Source organism: Saccharothrix carnea (genome assembly GCF_003014735.1).
GTDB lineage: Bacteria > Actinomycetota > Actinomycetes > Mycobacteriales > Pseudonocardiaceae > Actinosynnema > Actinosynnema carneum.
The window spans coordinates 1-17,920 of sequence record NZ_PYAX01000004.1 but is presented as its reverse complement, the minus strand read 5'-3'; the positions used below and the strand labels follow the sequence as shown (position 1 = coordinate 17,920).

The 17,920-nt window shown below is 72.8% G+C and carries 13 protein-coding genes; 8 read left to right on the top strand and 5 right to left on the bottom strand.

What is annotated here, in order from left to right:
* Positions 1-427: 427 nt before the first annotated feature.
* On the bottom strand, positions 428-973 hold the full coding sequence (locus B0I31_RS12130) for a YceI family protein (protein WP_106615474.1): 546 nt from the start codon (positions 971-973) through the stop codon (positions 428-430).
* A 93-nt stretch (positions 974-1,066) separates the two neighbouring features.
* On the opposite strand from B0I31_RS12130, the gene B0I31_RS12125 reads away from it, so the two are divergent.
* The 6 genes from B0I31_RS12125 (at position 1,067) to B0I31_RS12100 (ending at position 8,592) form a co-directional block, all read left to right on the top strand.
* Entirely contained in the window at positions 1,067-1,561 is a 495-nt protein-coding gene (locus tag B0I31_RS12125) for a MarR family winged helix-turn-helix transcriptional regulator (RefSeq protein WP_106615473.1), read from the top strand.
* A gap of 154 nt (positions 1,562-1,715) precedes the next feature.
* A complete protein-coding gene (locus B0I31_RS12120; RefSeq protein WP_106615472.1) occupies positions 1,716-3,875 on the top strand; it encodes an NHL repeat-containing protein in 2,160 nt (719 codons plus the stop codon).
* Between the two features lie 13 nt (positions 3,876-3,888).
* Positions 3,889-4,875, top strand: a complete 987-nt coding sequence (locus tag B0I31_RS12115) for an AAA family ATPase (RefSeq protein ID WP_106615471.1) — start codon at positions 3,889-3,891, stop codon at positions 4,873-4,875.
* Positions 4,872-6,020 carry a DUF58 domain-containing protein gene (locus B0I31_RS12110; RefSeq protein WP_245949835.1) on the top strand — a complete coding sequence of 383 codons (1,149 nt, stop codon included), beginning with the start codon at positions 4,872-4,874 and terminating at the stop codon, positions 6,018-6,020. The genes B0I31_RS12115 and B0I31_RS12110 overlap by 4 nt, the downstream gene beginning before the upstream one ends.
* Before the next feature lie 176 nt (positions 6,021-6,196).
* The gene (locus tag B0I31_RS12105; protein WP_146173825.1) at positions 6,197-6,592 is read left to right on the top strand and encodes a hypothetical protein; all 396 of its coding nucleotides are present in this window, start codon (positions 6,197-6,199) and stop codon (positions 6,590-6,592) included.
* Positions 6,484-8,592 carry a transglutaminaseTgpA domain-containing protein gene (locus B0I31_RS12100; RefSeq protein WP_219910675.1) on the top strand — a complete coding sequence of 703 codons (2,109 nt, stop codon included), beginning with the start codon at positions 6,484-6,486 and terminating at the stop codon, positions 8,590-8,592. Before B0I31_RS12105 ends, B0I31_RS12100 begins: the two co-directional genes overlap by 109 nt.
* On the opposite strand, the gene B0I31_RS12095 is transcribed toward B0I31_RS12100, so the two are convergent.
* Positions 8,589-10,202, bottom strand: coding sequence for a serine/threonine-protein kinase (locus B0I31_RS12095; RefSeq protein WP_181320127.1), 1,614 nt, complete (start codon positions 10,200-10,202; stop codon positions 8,589-8,591). The genes B0I31_RS12100 and B0I31_RS12095 overlap by 4 nt on opposite strands.
* 129 nt (positions 10,203-10,331) lie before the next feature.
* Between B0I31_RS12095 and B0I31_RS12090 the strand changes: the two genes are divergently transcribed.
* Together B0I31_RS12090 and B0I31_RS12085 are read left to right on the top strand one after the other, a co-directional pair.
* Positions 10,332-11,198 (top strand): universal stress protein, encoded by an 867-nt coding sequence (locus B0I31_RS12090; RefSeq protein ID WP_106615892.1) that lies wholly within the window; start codon positions 10,332-10,334, stop codon positions 11,196-11,198.
* Between the two features lie 94 nt (positions 11,199-11,292).
* Complete coding sequence (locus B0I31_RS12085) at positions 11,293-12,519, top strand: MFS transporter (RefSeq protein WP_181320126.1); 1,227 nt, start codon at positions 11,293-11,295, stop codon at positions 12,517-12,519.
* A gap of 49 nt (positions 12,520-12,568) precedes the next feature.
* Here the strand turns inward: B0I31_RS12085 and B0I31_RS12080 are convergent, their stop codons facing one another.
* From B0I31_RS12080 to B0I31_RS12070, 3 genes are all read right to left on the bottom strand, one after another.
* On the bottom strand, positions 12,569-14,068 hold the full coding sequence (locus B0I31_RS12080; protein ID WP_106615466.1) for an IMP dehydrogenase: 1,500 nt from the start codon (positions 14,066-14,068) through the stop codon (positions 12,569-12,571).
* Between the two features lie 144 nt (positions 14,069-14,212).
* Positions 14,213-16,075, bottom strand: coding sequence for a RodZ family helix-turn-helix domain-containing protein (locus tag B0I31_RS12075; RefSeq protein WP_106615465.1), 1,863 nt, complete (start codon positions 16,073-16,075; stop codon positions 14,213-14,215).
* A gap of 81 nt (positions 16,076-16,156) precedes the next feature.
* Positions 16,157-17,521, bottom strand: coding sequence for a hypothetical protein (locus tag B0I31_RS12070; RefSeq protein ID WP_106615464.1), 1,365 nt, complete (start codon positions 17,519-17,521; stop codon positions 16,157-16,159).
* Between the last annotated feature and the right edge of the window lie 399 nt (positions 17,522-17,920).

The following is a 17,920-nucleotide window of genomic DNA, read 5'->3' as shown; positions in this document are numbered from 1 at the left end:
GCCTGCGTCCAGCGCGTGCTGCGCCAGATGGTGCCATGAGTGCGTCCGATATCACCCACGTGGTCTACGACCGTGAGCGGACTGTGTCCGCATCGAGTTCTACAGCTTCAGTGTGGACCGAAGCAAAACCCTGGCTTCACGACCTACTACGGGTGGAGACGGTGCACGGTTCAGGCAGGTTGCGGCGGCGGGCCGAAACTACCGAAATGCGCGGTGAAATGGAATGACCGTTGAGGTTCGCCCGGTTCAGTGACGTGACCTACACAGCGTAGGGCCTGCCCGGTGTGGGGCCGCACGGTGTGGGGGTACGGCGAAGGGCCCGCCGGTGTGGTCCGGCGAGCCCTTCGTGGTGCGAGGGGAGGCCCTGGGGGTGACCGCGAGGCCGCCTGGTGGCGACCGCGACGTCAGCGCCGGGCCGGGCCTCGGATCAGGACTGCTTGACGGCCTCGATCTCCAGCAGGATGGTGATCTTGTCGCCGACCACCGCGCCCGCCGCGCCACCGGTCACGCCGAACTCGCGGCGGTTGATCTCGGTGGAGGCGGAGAAGCCGACGACCTTCGCGCCCTCGAAGCCGTCGCCGAAGCCGTTGATCTCCAGCTCCAGGGTGACCGGCTTGGTCACGCCGTGCAGGGACAGCTCGCCGTCGACCAGGAAGCCCTCGCCGTGCGCGCGCACACCGGTGGAGGTGAAGGCCAGCTCGGGGAACTTCTCGACGTCCAGGAAGTCCTCGCCCTTGACGTGGCCGTCGCGCTGGTCGTTGCGGGTGTTGACCGAGGCGGCGTCGATCTTGGCCGTGACCGTGGACTCCAGCGGGTTCTCGGCGGTCACGATGGTGCCCTCGAAGGTGCCGAAGTGGCCGCGGACCTTGGACACGCCGAGGTGGCGGACCACGAACGAGATGTCCGAGTGCACCGGGTCGATCGCCCACGTACCCGCGAGGTAGCCGGGGATCTGCACAGTCTGCGAGGTCATGTGGATGGTCCTTCTGGGTTGGTCTGGTTGAACTCTCAACTGAACATAGCGCATCCTGGTTGAAGGTTCAACAACGGCCGTATGATGGGAGGCATGAGCGACGTGCGGTGGCTGAACGCCGAAGAGCAGCAGGTGTGGCGTGCCTTCATGACCGCCGTCACCAAGTTCACCGATCACCTCGACCGGCAGTTGCAGCGCGACTCCGGCATGCCGATGGCCTACTACGAGATCCTCGTCGCACTGTCGGAGGCCCCGGGACGGGCGCTGAGGATGAGTGAGCTGGCGTCGGTGTGCCACTCGTCACGGTCCAGACTCTCCCACGCGGTGGCCCGGCTGGAGAAAGAGGGCTGGGTCGAGCGGCGGGCGTGCCCGTCGGACCGGCGCGGCTCGATCGCGGCGCTCACGGAGATCGGGTTCGGCGTGTTGGAAGCGGCCGCGGCGGGCCACGTGACCGCCGTGCGGGAGCACCTGTTCGACGTGTTGACGCCGGCACAGCTGCGGTCGTTGGCGGAGATCAGCCGCGCGGTGGACGCGGGGTTGACGACCGAGTGCGCGAACGTGCGCCGGGAGGAGTTCGCGGACCTCTAGCCGCGAACCCGCCGACCGCCCCACCGCGCGGAGGTCGGGGCATCCCACCACTGCGGTCCCATGTGGACGCATCCGGCGGAGTGCGCGTGGGCCGACCGGAGCACCGGCACTGGTTGTGTCGGAAATGTCATACGCGGTCGTTAGCATCCCGGCCGTGGGAGCGAAGCTGGGCAGGGTGGCGCGTCGGGTCCTCGGCGCGGGCCGGCGCGAGTCGGCCAGTGTCAGCGCCGCCGCGTTAGGGCTGTTGTTGCTGGTCGGCGCCGCTCTCGGCGACGGCATCTCGCGGACCGCGGTCGAGGTCTCGGACGGGCTCACGTGGCTGGGCGACGACCAGCGCGGCGAGGTCGTGCAGGTGAACCCGAGCTCCGGGAAACCGCAGACCCGGTTGCAGGTCAGCGGCGCGGACGCGCAGCTGGAGATCGCGCAGTCCGACGACAAGCTGATCGTGCTCGACCGCCGCACGGGCCAGATCACGGTGATCGACCTGGCCACGCTGCTGTCCTCCGGTCGCAGGCAGGCGCCTCCCGGACCTTCGGCGAAGGTGCTCATCGCGTGGGACCGGGTGTTCGTGGTCGACCGCGCGGCGGGCTCGGTGCACAACGCGGACCCGGTGACGCTGGTCGACATCGGGTCGCCCTGGCTCGCGGGGCAGCCGCTGGCGGACGTCGTCGTCGACGACGAAGGCGTGATCTGGGCCGTGGACCACGGCGGCAACCTGCACGCGTTGGAGTGGTCCGACGACGAGCTGGAGTTCCTGGAGCGGTCGGACAAGGCGGTGGCCGGTGCCGGGCCCCGCACGGCGTTGGTGCCGCACGAGCGGGGCGTGACGTTGCTCGGGTTGGAAGGCGGCGTGGTGGTGCGCGACGGCACCGGGCGCGACCTCACCGCGAGCACGGACGCGTTCGGCGGCGAGGTGCTGGCCGCGCAGACGAGCCCGACCGGCCTGGTGCCCGCGTCGATCCCGGACGCGTCGGCGGTCGTGCTGCTGAGCGGTGACGAGGTGGTGCGGGTCGACCTGGGACCGTTCGGCTGCCCCAAGCCGGGGCGCCCGGCGGTGTTCCGCGAACGGGTCTACGTGCCGTGCCGCGGTTCGGGCAAGGTCGTGGTGCTGGACCGGTCGGGTCGGCGTGGCGCGGAGGACGTGCGCACGGGCGGTTCGGGTGATCCGGCGCTGGTGTTCGACGACGGCAAGCTGTTCATCAACACGCCGGGCCAGGACTCGGGCGTGATCGTGGACTCGGACGGTCGGACGCGCGACGTGGTGATCCGCAGCCCCGAGCTGCCGGTGCTGGACCCGGAGCGCTCGCCGATCCCCAGCGTGCCGAGCCCGCCTCCGCCGCGTCCCGACCCGCCGACGCGCGACAACCGGGGCAACGGGCAGAACCCGCCGCGCGACGAGACCACGCCCGTCGCGCCGACGCCGACGACCACACCGAGCGCGAGCGTGTCGGGTGCGGTGCCGGGACGTCCGGCGGGCGTGACGGTGTCGCAGCGCAGCAACAACGGCACGTCGGTGGTCGTGTCGGTGAGCTGGAGCGCGGTACCGGACGGCGGTGAGCCGATCACCGGGTACGCGGTGACCGCGACCGGCGGGTTCTCGGGTGCCACCCGGGAGACGCGGGTGGCGGGCACGTCGGCCGAGTTGGTGCTGCCGTGCGCGGGTTCCACGTTCTGCGCGAGCGGGAAGCTGGACGTCGCCGTGGCGGCGTACAACCGGTTCGGCACGGGTGAGGCGGGGGCGGGGTCGTTGACGATCCGGCCGGCCGCCGGGACGACGACCCAGCCGCCGGTGGTGACCACGACCACGACGACACCTCCTCCGCCTCCGCCGCCACCTCCTACGACGACCACGACCACGCCGCCGCCTCCTCCTCCTCCGCCTCCGTCGTTGCCCACCGCCAACGTCGTGGTGATCAGCTCGGTGGGCGGGGGCATGTACGAGAGGCTGGTGACGACTTCGCCGCCTGCGGACTGGGCGAGCCACGGTGGGCGGTGCGAGGTCGTCAACAGGACCTGGGGCTACTCGGCGCCGATCCCGTGTTCCGGTGGCTCGGCGAGCATCACGGTCGAGATCGGCGCGAATGCGCTCGTCGTGCGGGCCTACGCGGCGTCCGGGTCGGATTCGGTGGATTCGGCGGTGCGCAACTCGCCCGTGCGGGACACCGAGACCTGCGGTGGCCGGATCTGCCAGCCGCGCAGCTTGCCCGCGTCCGAGGAGACCAACCAGTTGGTCGGCGGCGGCATCGGGCTGTTGGCGACGGCGTGGCTGCTGACGTTGCGCAACCGGCGCATGCGGCGTGGGTCGGGCGAGTGATGAAGGGCGTGGCGTGACGACTACGGCGGTGCCGGCGATCGGCGGGGACGAGATCGCGGCGTTCCGCGCCCTGCACGCGCGGCTCGGTGACGCGGTCGAGTCGGCGGTGAGGGGCAAGCGGGACGTGGTCGACCTCGTGCTGGTCGCGATGTTCGCCGGTGGGCACGTGCTGCTGGAGGACGTGCCGGGCACGGGCAAGACGACGTTGGCGCGTGCGGTGGCGGGCGCGTTGGGCGGGGTGTCGCGGCGGGTGCAGTTCACGCCCGACCTGCTGCCGTCCGACGTCACGGGCACGTCGGTGTACGACCCGCAGACCGGTCAGGTGCGGTTCCGGCCGGGGCCGGTGTTCGCGAACATCGTGCTGGCGGACGAGATCAACCGTGCGGCGGCGAAGACGCAGTCGGCGTTGCTGGAGGTCATGGAGGAGCGGACGGTCACGGTGGACGGCGTCGCGCACGCCGTGCCCGCACCGTTCCTCGTGGTGGCCACGCAGAACCCGATCGACCTGGACGGCACGTACCGGCTGCCCGAGGCGCAGCTGGACCGGTTCATGCTGCGCACGTCGATCGGCTACCCGGCGGTGGAGCAGGAGATCGAGGTGCTGCGGCCGGGAAGCGGCGCGGGGCAGGTGGGTGCGGTGCCGACGGTGACGAACCCGCACTTGGTCGCGGAGCAGGGTCGTCGGCTGGCGACGCTGCACGTGGCGGACCCGTTGCTGCGCTACATCAGCGATATCGGGGTGGCCTCGCGCGGGGACGCCCGGTTGCGGTTGGGCGCGAGCACGCGTGGCCTGCGTGCCCTGGTGCGGTGCGTGCAGGTGTACGCGGCGGCGCAGGGCAGGCACTTCGTGGTGCCGGGTGACGTGCAGGCGCTGGCGGTGCCGGTGCTGGCGCACCGGTTGGTGTTGACGCGTGAGGCGCAGCTGGCGGGCACGACGACCGAGGAGGTCCTGGCCGACGTCCTGGCGGGCGTGGCGGTGCCGCGACCGGCCGCGCGATGACCAGGGTTCGGCTGACCGCGCGGGGGATGGGCGCGGTGCTGCTGGGTGTGCCCTTGGTGGTGCTGGGGGTGTGGTGGCGTTATCCCGGCGTGGCCGGGTTGGGCATCGCGTTGGTGGTGCTGGCGGGCGCGGGCGTGGCGTCGGTGCTGTCGCGGGCGCAGGTGGCGCCGAAGCGGACGGTGCGGCCTCGGACCGTGCAGCGGTTGGGCGCGTGCACGGGCGTGGTCGAGCTGACGGGCACCAGCCGGAGGTTCCCGGTGGTGTTCGACGCGACCGACGAGGTGGCGGGCGAGGCGGTGGCGGTGGACATCCCGCTGCTCGCGCCGGGGCAGCAGGTGAAGGTCGAGTACCCGATCCCGACGCACACCCGCGGCCTGCTGCGAGTGGGTCCGCTGACGTTGAGCCGCCGTGGCCTGGCGGGCTTGGCACATGCCCGGACCGTGGTGGGTGACGTGGTGGAGGTCCGCGTGGTGCCGCGCGTGCTGCCGGTGCGCGGGCTGCCCGGTGGGGTGCGGCGGGGGCACGTCGGCGCGGACGAGCGGGTGGAGCGCGGCGGGACCGATCTGGTGGGGCTGCGGGAGTACGTGCCCGGTGACGACTTGCGACGACTGCACTGGGCGACGTCCGCGCGCACCGGGACGCTGATGATCCGGGAGGACGCCGATCCGGCCCGTCCGCACCTGGCCGTGGTGCTCGATGATCACGTGGAGTCCTACGCGGAGGCCAAGGACTTGGAGGACGCGGTGGAGGTGGCGGCGTCGCTGGTGACGGTGGCCGTCGCCGAGGGGCACCCGGTGCGGCTGGTGTCGTCGTCCGGGGCGGTGGACGTGGAGCTGCCGGCGGGTGCGGTTGATGCGGATGCGTCCGTGGTGCTGGCGGCGTTGGCGGACCTGAAGGCGGCGGAGGGCGACTCGGCCGCGCGGCCGTTGCCGATCCGGGATCTGGACGTGGTGGCCGTGGTGTGCGGGGCGCGGGCCGACTTGTCGGCGTTGATGCTGGAGGCGGGGAGGGCGTCGGTGGGCGTGGTGCTGGCTGTCGATCCCGCGCCGACGCACCCGATCTCGGCGGCCGGGTCGGTGCTGTTACTGCGCGATGCGAAGGCCGAAGGACTGTTGGACGCCTGGAACACGGCGGTCTCGCGGTGATCGCGCGGCCGTTCGTAGATCACCCGATCGTGATCGTGTGTCCGGGGATGGATGGAAGCGCCGATTTTGTTGCCGGAAGTATGGAGGCGCGGCGCCCCGGCCTCGGGTGTGTCGGGGTGGTGGCTGCGTGAGGCCGCACGAGCCTGCCAGTGCGGGTAGTGGTGATGCTGGTGTCGGTGCCAGCGCAGGTAGCGGTGGCACCGGTGGCCGTGCTGGTCGTGGCCGTGCTGGTCGTGCCAGCGCCGGCGGCGGTGGTGGTGGCGTTGGTGGCGTTGGTGGGGTTGCTGGCGGTGCCAGCGCTCGCGGAGGTGCTGGCGGTGGGGGCGCTGGTCGTGCCAGCGCTGGCGGTGCGGGTGCGGGTGCCGGTGGTGCGGGTGCCGGTCGTGCCAGTGGTGGTGCGGGTGCCGGTGTCCGTGCGGGTGCCGGTGTCCGTGGGAGTGCCCGCGTGGGGTGGGCGGGGTTGGTGGTCGTCGTCGCGGCGCTGCACCTCGGCTCGGGGTGGCAGGGAGTCGTTGCCCCGTTGGTGTTCGCGGGTGCGGCGGGTCTCGGGTTCGCCTGTCTGCCGTTGTTGAGGTGGCGGAGGATGCCGGCGGGGCTGGTGGCGTTCTCGTTGGTGGTGCTGGCGCTGGTCGGCGGTTACTGGGTGGCGCGGGACTCGGCGATCGACTCCGCCGACCCGCCGGCGGTGCTGCTGGACCTCGTGCCCCGCCTGTTGACGGCGGCACGGCCGGCGCCGGCGACGCCGGAGCTGTTGGTACCGGGTGCGTTGCTGGTGTTCGGCGTGTCGTTGGTCGTCGGGCTGGCGGTGGTGCGGGGGCGGTCGTTGGTGGCGCCGGTGGTCGGTGCGGCGGTGCTTTACACGTGCACGGCGTTGCTGACGGCTGGGCGGGCCGATCGGCACGGCCTGGTCGCGGTCGGGTTGATCGCCCTGGTGGCGGTCGGGTGGTTGTTGGTGGACCGGTTGGAGGCCGGTGGCCGGGTGCTGCTCGGGTTGCCCGCCGTGCCGGTGGCGGTGGTGGCGGCGTTGGCGGTGGTGCTGCCGGCCGGTGACGCGTTCGAGCCGCGGGAGTTGGTGGAACCGCCGGTCAGCGACCTGGGTGTGGCGAGCCCGCTGCCCCAGCTGGCGTCGTGGGCGAACCTGGGCGACATCGAGCTGTTCCGCGTGCGCGGGCCGGAACGGGCGGTGCGGTTGGTGGCGTTGTCGGACTACTCGGGCGCGGCGTGGCGGGCGGCGTCGTTGTACGGGCCGATCGGGGCCGTGGCGGAGCCCGACCTCCCGCCCGGGGCGCGGGTGGACGAGGCCGAGGTGGAGATCATCGTCGGCGAGCTGGGTGGTCGGTGGCTGCCGACGGTCGGGCGGCCGACTGCGGTGACGCTGGACGGCGCGATGGTCGACCCGGACTCGGGGTCGTTGGTGCTGCGCACCGAGTTGACGCCCGGCCTGTCGTACCGGGTGCGGGGCGTGCTGGACGTGCCCGACGACGCGGACCTGCTCGACGCCACCGTGCCGACCACGGCCGACCGCTACCTGGAGCTGCCCGGGTTGCCGTACTCGTTGGCGGAGTACGCGCGGCAGATCGTGCAGAACGCGCGGACGCCGTACGAGCGGGCCGTGGCGATCGAGCAGGTGGTGAAGCAGGGCCGCACACCGGACGCGCAGGCACCGGTCGGGTCGTCGTACGCGCGGCTGGAGCGGTTCCTGTTCGGCAACCCCGGCGAGCCGGGCGCGAACGCGGGGACGGCGGAGCAGTTCGCGTCGGCGTTCGCCGTGCTGGGCCGGGCGGTCGGGTTGCCGACCCGGGTGGTCGTGGGTTTCCAGCCCGCTGCCGGTGAGGAGCGCGTGGTGCGCGGCAGCGACGCGACCGCGTGGCCCGAGGTGTACTTCGCCGGGTGGGGCTGGGTGCCGTTCGACCCGGTGGCCGGTGTGTCGTCGGGCGGTTCGAGCGCGGCGCAGAAGCGCGAGGTGCTGGACCGGTTGGCGTCGGTCACGGCCACGCCGACGAGCACGCCGCTGTCCGCGCCGCCGCCGCCGCCGTTGGTGACGCCGTCGAGCCCCGTAGCCGCGCAGGCCACGTCGGCCGGGTCGCAGCGGTGGATCGGGTACGCGGTGCTCGGCGCGGTGCCGGTGCTGGTGCTTGCCGTGCTCGGGTTGGCCCGGTTGGTTCGGCGCAGGCGGCTGCGGGCGGCCGGTGCGACCGGCGCGTGGGCCTACGTGCTGGACGGTTTGCTGCTGGCGGGTCGGACACCGCCGGCCAACCGGACCGCACCGGACGTGGCGGCGGAGTTGGGGTCGGCGCCCGCGGTGGAGTTGGCCCGCCTGGCGGAGTACGCGGCTTTCGCACCGCGGCACCCGCAGCGCCCGATGGCCACTGCCCCGAACGTGGGTGTCCGACCGTCGAGCCCGACCCACGGCGGAGCGGACCATGCGGGGCAGCACACGGCGAGCGGTTCCGGCGAAGGCGAGTCGGCGTGGCGGTTGGCGCGGCAGGTGAGGGTCGGCTTGCGGCACGGGGTCCGGTGGTACCGCAGGATGTTCTGGGCGGTCGACCCGCGGCCCTTGTGGCGGCGCTAGCCGTTGCGCACGGCGCACGTGCGGGCCGACGCACCGCGTTGCGTGGACGGGTCGTCGAGGCCGATCGCGAGCACCTGGAAGCAGTACTGCGGCGCCTTCGGCTCCAAGCCCTCCAGCACGTGTGACGTCGCACCGGCCGCCACCGTCACCAACGGCCTCGGCGACGAGCCCGTCACGTCCACCACGACGAACTGGGCCTTGCCCTCGCTCGGATCCGTCCAGAACAGCTCGATCCGGTCGCCGTCGTCCTCCAGCCGCTTGAGCACCGGGGTGAACGCCGGGACGCCGCCCTCGGGCAGGCTCGCGGTGGTCGTCGTCGGGACCGCGGTCGTGGTGGTGACCGGGACCGTGGTGGTGGTGGCAGGTGGTGACGCGGCCTCGTCGGACCGACCGGGCAGGCTCAACGCGACCCCGATCACCACGCCGACGAACACCGCGCTCACCGCCGCCGGCTTCCACGAGCGGCGCGGCCGGGACGGTGGCGGCTCGGGCAGCTCCACCAGCGGCGGCGGTGGCAGGGCCACCGGCGGGCGGCGCTCGGCGTTGTGCCGGACGGTCAGGTCGGCGAGGTCCTCGGTCCACGTCCTCACCGGCTCAACGGCGGCGGCGACCGGCTCCGGCGGTGCCTCGACCACGGGTTTCGGGCCGAAGTCCGGCAGTTCCGTCGGGCCGTCCGGGTAGCGCTCCGGCACCTCCTGCCGCACGGCCGCCGTGTGGTCCGGGTCCACAGTGGACTGCGGGGTCCACGTCGGCACCGCGGCCAGCGCCGCGCGCAACGACGCCGCGTCCGGGAACCGGTCCTCCCGCGCCTTGCGCAGGCACCGCAGGATGATCGCCACCAGCTCGACCGGCACGTCCCGCCGCAGCAGCGACCGGGGCGACGCCTCGCGCACCCGCCCGAGGTAGGCGAGCATGGTGTCCTCGCCGGGGTTGTCCGACGCGAACGGCGGCTGCCCGTCCAGCAGGGTGAACAGCGTGGAACCCAGCGACCACAGGTCGTCGGCCGCGGCGGGCGGCCGGCCGTCCACCATCTGCGGTGCCGCGTGGCGGTAGCTCACCAGCTGCAACGACGCCGTGTGCGCCGCGTCCGCGCCCCGCGCGATGCCGAAGTCGGCCAGCACGTACGACGTGGGCAGCACCAGGATGTTCTGCGGCTTCACGTCCCGGTGCAGGATGCCCTGGCCGTGCGCGAACGACAGCGCGTCGGCCACCGCGATCCCGGCCGCGACCACCTCGTGCACCGGCAGCGGCCCGCGCTGCCGCAACCGGTCGTGCAGCGACCCGAGGTCGTAGTACTCCATCACGATGCACGGCCGGCCGGCGATCACGCCCGTGTCCAGCACGGTCACGATGTGCGGGTGCTGGCGGCCGAGCCGGACGGTGATCTCCAGCTCGCGGTGGAACCGGCTGACCGTGTCCTCGTCGGTCACGTCCAGCACCTTCACCGCGACGTCACGGCCCAGCCCGTCCTGCGTGGCCCGGTACACGGTGCCCTCGCCGCCGTGCGCGACGAGCCGGAAGTCGCTGTAGCCGGGCAGCGCGACGGCCTGCGCGGCACCGCCCTGTCCCGGCGGGGGCGCCCAGGCCAGCAGGTCGTCGGCGGGATCCACGACGCCGATCGTATCCGGCGGCACCGACACCGGAGGACACCTCCGAACGGGGTAGGCGGTCGAGGTGCGGACGGCCGCCCGGCACCGGATGGTGGGTGTGTCGGTGACGTCGGTCGGAGGGAACCTGTGATGAGTGGCCCGATCGTGGTCGGAGTGGACGGCTCGGAGTCGGCGCTGGCGGCCGTCTCGTGGGCGGCGGAGGAAGCGGTGCGGCACCGCGTGCCGCTCCGGCTCGTGCACGCCTACCTGCTGCCCACGCGCGGCTACCCGGGGATGGTGCTGACCGGCCACGAGGTGCGGGACGCGTTCGAGCAGCAGGGCAGGCAGTGGCTGGAGGAGGCGGCGGCCGGCGTGCGCGACCTCGTGCCCGAGGTGGAGACGTCGGTGGTCGTCGAACGGCCCGCCGCCGCGATGATCGCCGCCTCCCGGGACGCCCGGCTCGTCGTGCTCGGCTCGCAGGGGCTGGGCGGGTTCTCCGGGCTGGTCGTCGGGTCGGTGGCGGTGTCGGTCGCCGCGCACGGCGAGTGCCCGGTGGCCGTCGTCCGCGGTCCCCACCCGGCGGACGGTCCGGTCGTGCTGGGCGTGGACGGCTCGCCCGCGGGTGAGGCGGCGATCGGGTTCGCGTTCGAGGAGGCGTCGGTGCGGGGCACCACGCTCGCCGCCCTCCTCGCGTGGACGGCGTTGCTCGCCGAGACCCCGTACGCCTCGCGGCTGCGCGTCGACTGGGACGAGGTGCACGAACAGCAGCGCCAGCTGCTGGCCCAGCGCCTGGCCGGGTGGCAGGAGAAGTACCCGGACGTGACCGTCGACCGGCGGGTGGTCCGGGAACGCCCGGCGAAGGCCCTGCTCGCCGCCGGCCGCGACGCGCAGCTGCTGGTCGTCGGCAGCCGCGGCCACGGCGGCTTCACCGGCATGCTGCTCGGCTCGACCAGCCAGGCGCTGGTCTACCACTCGCCGTGCCCGCTGGTGGTCGTGCGACCCGACCGGCCGGACTGACCGGTCCGCCCGCCGGCCGAGGTGATCTTCGGGCATGATCGGCACCGCGAGGTGGACGCCTCGGTCCGTACCGGCGACGCGGCGGGGGAGCGGAATGGTCGCAGTGCTCGGCGGTCTGCGGGGTAACCGGGACCTGGCGGTGCTGGTGGGCGGGTCCGGGGTGGCCGGGCTCGGCGCGCAGCTCACGCTGATCGGGTTCACCACCGCGCTGGCCGGTTCCGGTGCGTTCGCGGTGGCCGGGTTGTTCGTGGCCGTCGCGTTCGGCGCGGTGCTCGGCGCGCCCGTCGCCGGGTGGGCGGTCGACCGGTTCCCCCATCGGCTGCTGCTCAGCGTGACGGTGTTCGCGCAGGTATTGCTGCTGGTAGGGCTGCTGTTCGGGCACACGCGGCTGCCCGTGCTGTACGGGCTGGTGGCGTTGCTCGGCGTGTGCGGGAGCGTCGTGCGGACGTGCGTGTCGGCGCTGATCCCGCGCGCCACCGACTCGGCCGACGGGCACGCGGCGTTGTCGTCGGCGCAGAACACCGGTTCCCTGGTGGGCATCGTGCTCGGCGGCGTGATCGCGGTCGGGCCGGGCGTCGAGTGGGCCGTCATGCTCGACGCGGTGTGCGCGTGCACGCACCTGGCGCTGGTGGTGCTGTGGCTGCGGGTCGACCGCGACCCCGGGCAGGACGACGGTGGCACCGGGGCGAGTGGCCAGTGGAGCGGCTGGGTGCTGCTGCGCAGCGACCGGCTGCTGCTGGGACGTGTCGTCGCGCAGGCCGTGGTCGGTGTCGCGGTGGCCATCGCGCTGGTCAACGAGGTGTTCCTGGTCTTCGGCCCGATCGGCGGCAACGCGTTCACCTACAGCGCCGTGCTCGCCTGCTGGACCGCGGGCCTGCTGCTGGGCGCGAACGTGAGCCGCCGCTTCACCACCGCGCGGGCACTGGTGGTCGCCTTCGCGGTCGGCAACCTGGTGCTGGCACTGGCGCTGGCCGCACCCGCGCAGGTACCGCACCTGGTGGTGAACGCGGTCGCGTGGCTGGTCGCCGGCGCGTGCGGCTCGGTGCAGAACGTGACGCTGAACGGCCTGGTCCAGGCCCGCACGTCGGACGCCGTCCGGGGGCGGGTCTTCGCCACGGTCGGCGCGGTGACCGCGTGCTCGGGCGTGGTCGGCATCCTGGTGGCGGGCGCGGTCGTCGGCACGCTCGGCCCGCTCTCGGCGTTGACCGCGGCCTCGGCGTTCGCGTTGGTGGCGGCCCTGATGGCGGTCCTCGCGGTGATCCGCCGCGACCACCGGCGCGCGTCCGTGGTGTCACCGGACTTCGACCACGCGTCGCTCTGACGGAGCGGGCACCGGGCCCGCTCCGTCACGCGGGATCACCACACCTCGATCAGCCCAGGGTGGTGTCGGCGTCCTCCCGCACGGCGACCGCGGCGGCGTTCTCCTGGTAGCTCTGCTCGGACACCAGCGTCACGCGGGCGGTGGACTGGAAGACCGGGATGGACGCCGCGCCGCAGGACGCCATCGTGGCCTTGATCTTCGCCACGGTCAGCGCGAGCGCGTCACCGAGGTCGCCGACGTAGGGCACGTAGCCGTCCACGCCCTCCTCGAAGTGCAGCTTGTCCTCGCCCTGGTCGTAGCGCTGCCAGTTGCGCGCCCGGCTGGAGCCCTCGCCCCAGTACTCCTTGAAGACCGAGCCGCCGATGCGCACCTTCTTGCCCGGCGACTGGTCGAACCGCGCGAAGTAGCGGCCCATCATCACGAAGTCCGCGCCCATCGCCATCGCCAGCGCCATGTGGTAGTCGTGCAGCAGACCGCCGTCCGAGCAGATCGGCACGTACTCGCCGGTGCTGCGCGCGTAGGCGTCACGGGCCTCGGCGACGTCCATCACGGCGCTGGCCTGGCCCCGGCCGATGCCCTTCTGGTCACGCGTGATGCAGATCGAGCCGCCGCCGATGCCCACCTTGACGAAGTCGGCACCCGCGTCGGCCAGGAACCGGAACGCCTCACCGTCGACGACGTTGCCGCCGCCGATGGGCACCTCCGGGAACTCGCGCTTGACCCACCGCAGCGCTTCGGCCTGCCAGTCGCTGTAGCCGTCCGAGGAGTCCAGGCACAGCACGTCCACCCCGGCGGCGACCAGCGCGGGCACGCGGTCGCGGTAGTCGTGCGTGTTCACGCCCGCGCCGACCCGGAACCGCTTGGCCGCGTCGACCACCGCGCCGGGGAACTGCTTGTGGTCGGCGTAGTCGGAGCGGAACACGAGGTGCTGGAGGTGACCGGCGCCGTCCACGACCGGCAGGCAGTCCAGGCGGCCCTCCCACAGCAGCGTGTTGGCCTCGGAGAGGGTGATGCCCTCCTTGCCGCAGGTGAGCGTGTCCACCGGGCGCATCCGTTCGGCGACCGGGAGGTCCAGGTCGTGCCTGGCGGAGTGGAAGTCGCGTGAGGTGACCAGGCCGACGAACCGGCCGTGCGGCGAGCCGTCCTCGGTGACGGCCGCGGTGTTGTGACCGGTGGCCTTCATCAGGCCGACGAGGTGGCGCAGCGAGTCGGTCGGGCGGACCGTCGTGTCGCTGACCACGAAACCGGCCTTGAAGTTCTTCACGAACCGCACCGCGTCCGCCTGGTCCTCGACGGACTGGTTGTGGTGCAGGAAGCTCAGGCCGCCGGACCGGGCCAGCGCCACCGCCAACCGCGGCGAGCCGACCGCCTGCATGATGGCCGAGGTGAACGGCACCGACAGCCTGATCGACGCCGTCGCGCCCACGGCGTGCCGGACGAGCGGCGTGCCCAGGTCGACCTTCGCGGGCGTGCACTCCGCCGTGGTCCGGTTGGGCAGCAACAGGAACTCGGTGAACGTCCGCGACACACCGGGCACGATCTCGACCACGAGCAGGCTCTCCGAATCGCCAGGCCGGTCATCACCGGCTCCACCTTGGTGGGGCGCAGCCTGCCACACCGGCCCTGGCGATCGGGTCCGCCGGTACGTCCGCACGGGCGCCACGAGGCTGCCCGTGCGGACGTACCGGTGGGATCACGACACCTTCGGGTGAATCTGGACCTCGCGGCCGGTGACGGCGTCGATCGCGAACACCCGCTCGATCCGGGGGTTGTCCCGCAGGGTCGGGAAGTCCGCCAGTTCGACCGGATCGCCCTCGGCGCGGTTGGGGCCGACGAGGACGTAGACGTCACCGTTGGCGCTGCGGGCGGGGCTGGCCGCGACGGTGTCCGAGACCTCGCGTCCAGGTTGGACGGCCGGCTCGGGGCCGGTACCGGACTCGGATTCGGTGCGGGCGTCCAGGTTGGTCATGAACTCGGCCAGGTCCATGAGGGAGTGCCGCTGGCCTTCGGCGTCGATGGTGTCACCGGCCCAGAAGAAGGACCCCTCGCCCTTGGTGGCGAGGATGTCGCGGATGTTCTCCTGCCAGCGCTCGCCCTCCTCGGCCGGGAGGTCGCGCAGGTCGAGGCACGGCTTGCCGTCCACCTCGGTGACGGGGAAGCCGTGCCGGTCGGGCTGCGGCCGGCCGTCGTCCTCACCGCCACCACCCGCGCCACCGCCACCGCCGTGCTCGCCGCCACCGCCTTGTTCGCCGGTCTTGGGATCACGGGTGGGACGTTCCTCGCCCGAGGGGTCGCGGTCGCCCCGGTCGCCCGGGCCGTCGCCGGTGGGCGACGGCGTCCCCGCGCCGCCACCCGAAGTGCCGGAACCGCCCGGAACACCGGAGCTCCCGCCGGTGGTGAGGTCCGGGATGGTGGGCTGCTTGAACAGGTCCTTCGGCACCTCCGGGATGGGAGGCATCGGTGGAGGCGTCATGCCGCCGGACGGCGCGGTCGCGCTGCCGCCCCGCGTTTCGGAGCCCGATGCGCCGGAACCGCCTGGGGCACCGGAGCTCCCGCCGGTGGTGGGGTCGGGGATGGTGGGCTGCTTGAACAGGTCCTTGGGCACTTCAGGGATCGGGGGGATCGGCGGTGGGGTCATGCCGCCCGATGGTGTGGTCGCGCTGCCGCCCGCGGTGCCGGTGCTGCTGCCCGATGCGCCGGAACCGCCTGGGGCGCCGGAGCTTCCGCTGGTGGGGTCGGGGATGGTGGGCTGTTTGAAGAGGTCCTTCGGTACTTCGGGGATCGGTGGCGTGGGTGGAGGCGTCGTGCCGCCCGCTGGGGTGGCCGCGCTGCCGCCCGTCGCGCCCGAACCGCCGCTCGCGGAGCCGTCAGGGACCGGGGGCGGGTCGGGGATCTCCGGGAACGCGGGCACCGGCGCGGGTTGCGGTGCCGCTTGCTGCTGGGGGTTGGCGGACGCGGTTTGTCCCGGTGCGCCGCTGGGGGCGGGTGAGGGCGCGCCGGAGCCCGTTGGTGCGGGCGGCACCTGGTCGGTCGGCGCGCCACCGCCCGGGGCGGTGGACTGCGAGGTCTGGGTGGTGCCCTCGGGGCCGGGCTGGGAGGTGCCGCCGGGGACGCTCTCTACCGGTGAGACCGGTGGACCCTGGGAGGGCGCACCACCGCCGGCACCGCCTGCGGGCGCGCCGGGTGGGCTCTGCGCCGGACCGCCGGGCTCGATCTTGGTGAGCTGATCGGCGCCGGAGCGGTCGGCCTCCTGCTGGGTCTGCGCGGTGGCCTGCAGGCCCTCGCCGACGAGTCCCAACGTCGAGGCGGCCTTGCCCGCCAGCTCGACCGACGTGCGGAGGGAGGCGTTGAACGCCTCGGTGGCGAACGTCCCGGTGGTGCCGAGCGCGTTGCCCGCCAAGGTGCGGCCGGACAGCGACGACGAGACGTCCAGGTAGCCGGTGCGCAGTTCGTCGGCCTGCTGCTGGAGCCCTTCCATCGCGGCCGGGTCCATCGTGAAGCCCGAGTCGCCGGGTGGTGGCGTGCTGATCGTGGTGGGTGAGAAGTTGGTGACCATGGCGTTGCCTCCGCGGAACGCAGGGGAGTGGACGGGCGGGGAGGTTTTCGGCGCGGGCGGTCGGGAACCGACCGCCTCGGCCTACTCGACCTCGTCGACCCTGCGGGCTGTCGCCCGTTCGGCGGGCTGGTACTGGGCGACGGGAGTTTCCGCGTAGGCGGCTTGGAGCGGTTGGACTTCGCGGTACAGGGGCGCTTCGGCGCGGGTCGCCTGCAACGGCTCCATCTCGCGGTACACGGGCGCTTCCGCCCGGGTTGCCTGCAACGGCTCCATCTGGCGGTAGAGAGGTGCCTCGGCCCGGGTCGCCTGCACCAGGTGTTCGGCCTGCATGGCCGGCTGCGCCTGCACCACGTGCTCGGCCTGCACGGCGTGACGTGCTTGCACCGTGTGCTCGGCCCGCACGGCGTGCTGCGCCTGGACGGTTTCCTCCGCCGTCAGCAAGCGCCTGGCCTCCATGGGCTGCACCGCCTCCGTGGTCCGCATCATGGCCGGCTCGGCTTGGACGACGTGGTCGCGCTGGGCCATCATGGCGGGCTGGGCTTGGACGGCGTGCTCGCGCTGGGCCATCATCGCCGGTTCGGCTTGGGCGGTGACCCGCTGGGCCGCCATCATCGGCTCGGCCTGGACGGTGTCGCGTTCGCTCATCACCGGCCTGGACGCGGTGCGGGCCACCCTCGTCGCCGTGCCGCCGGCCGCGGCCTCGAACCGCTCCCAGCCCTGCGCGACCTCGTCCGAGATGGTGTCGAGCATCTTGATCCGGTCGACCTGGCGGGTCAGCGCCGCGTTCAGGGCGTCCATCTTGGCCGCCATCGCGGTGCCGAGCTGCTTCGCGCTGTCCACCACCGAGGCCAGGAACATCGCGATCGAGACGCCGAACGTGGCCGGTGCGAACGCGTAGGCGAAGATCGCGCCCGGCACCAGCGAGTTGGAGTACTGGTCGACCGTGTACAGCAGGGCCTCGCGCAGCGCCCGCACCATCGCACCGGTGTTCTCGACGACGACGCCCTTCGCCGCGACGGCGTTGGCCAGCGAGTCCAGTTCGTCGCCGAGACCTTCCATGCTGGCCTGGTAGGCGTCCCTGGCCTTGCCGGTCCACCCCTCGGGCTTGGCCAACGTTTCGCGTTGGGTCGAGGCCAGCTCACGCATCCGTTCCGCGGTCGAGCGGATCGCGTCCACGGTGGCCTGCACGCTCGGCTGGTCGCCCTGGAGCTGGTCGATCGGCTCGAGCAGGAAGGTCACGTAGTCGACCGCCCAACCGGCGACGCCACGCAGGGCCGCGAGCGGGTCGGCGGGCACCTGGGCACCGGTCGGCAGGCCCACCACGGACTGCGGTTCGGCCTCCGCCTCCTTGGCGATCGTCTGGATCCGCTGGTCGACGTCGGCCCCGACCAAGACCTTCCTCTGCATGGTGTGCGTGGGGGTCACCTCGGCGGTGCCTGATGCCATGAGCAGGGCCTTCCTCAACGTGAAACGCCTGACCCTGGCAGTCAAATGACCACCACCAACGCCGCGCCAACGTCCAGCTAACGATCAAGACGAGCGCGATGGAGCCCCGGCCACGAGCGCAGCGAAGTCGAAAGTTTCGACCCTGGGAATCGCTGGTGCGAATAGTCCTACCTACGGCGTCTGCCCGCTGTCTTGCGTCTCTATAGGTGAATTGCCAGGTTGACGCGGTCGACCAGCCGACTTACTTTTGCGAAAGCCTCAGGTTGATCGACCGCAACTTTCGGTCACCCACGTCCGGCTCGACCCCTTGGAGGAAGTGATGTCCAGAACTGCTGTCACCGTCGCCGGCAGGCCGGTGGCGCACGGCGCGCGGCGACGTCTCGCGGCCCTGGCCGGCGC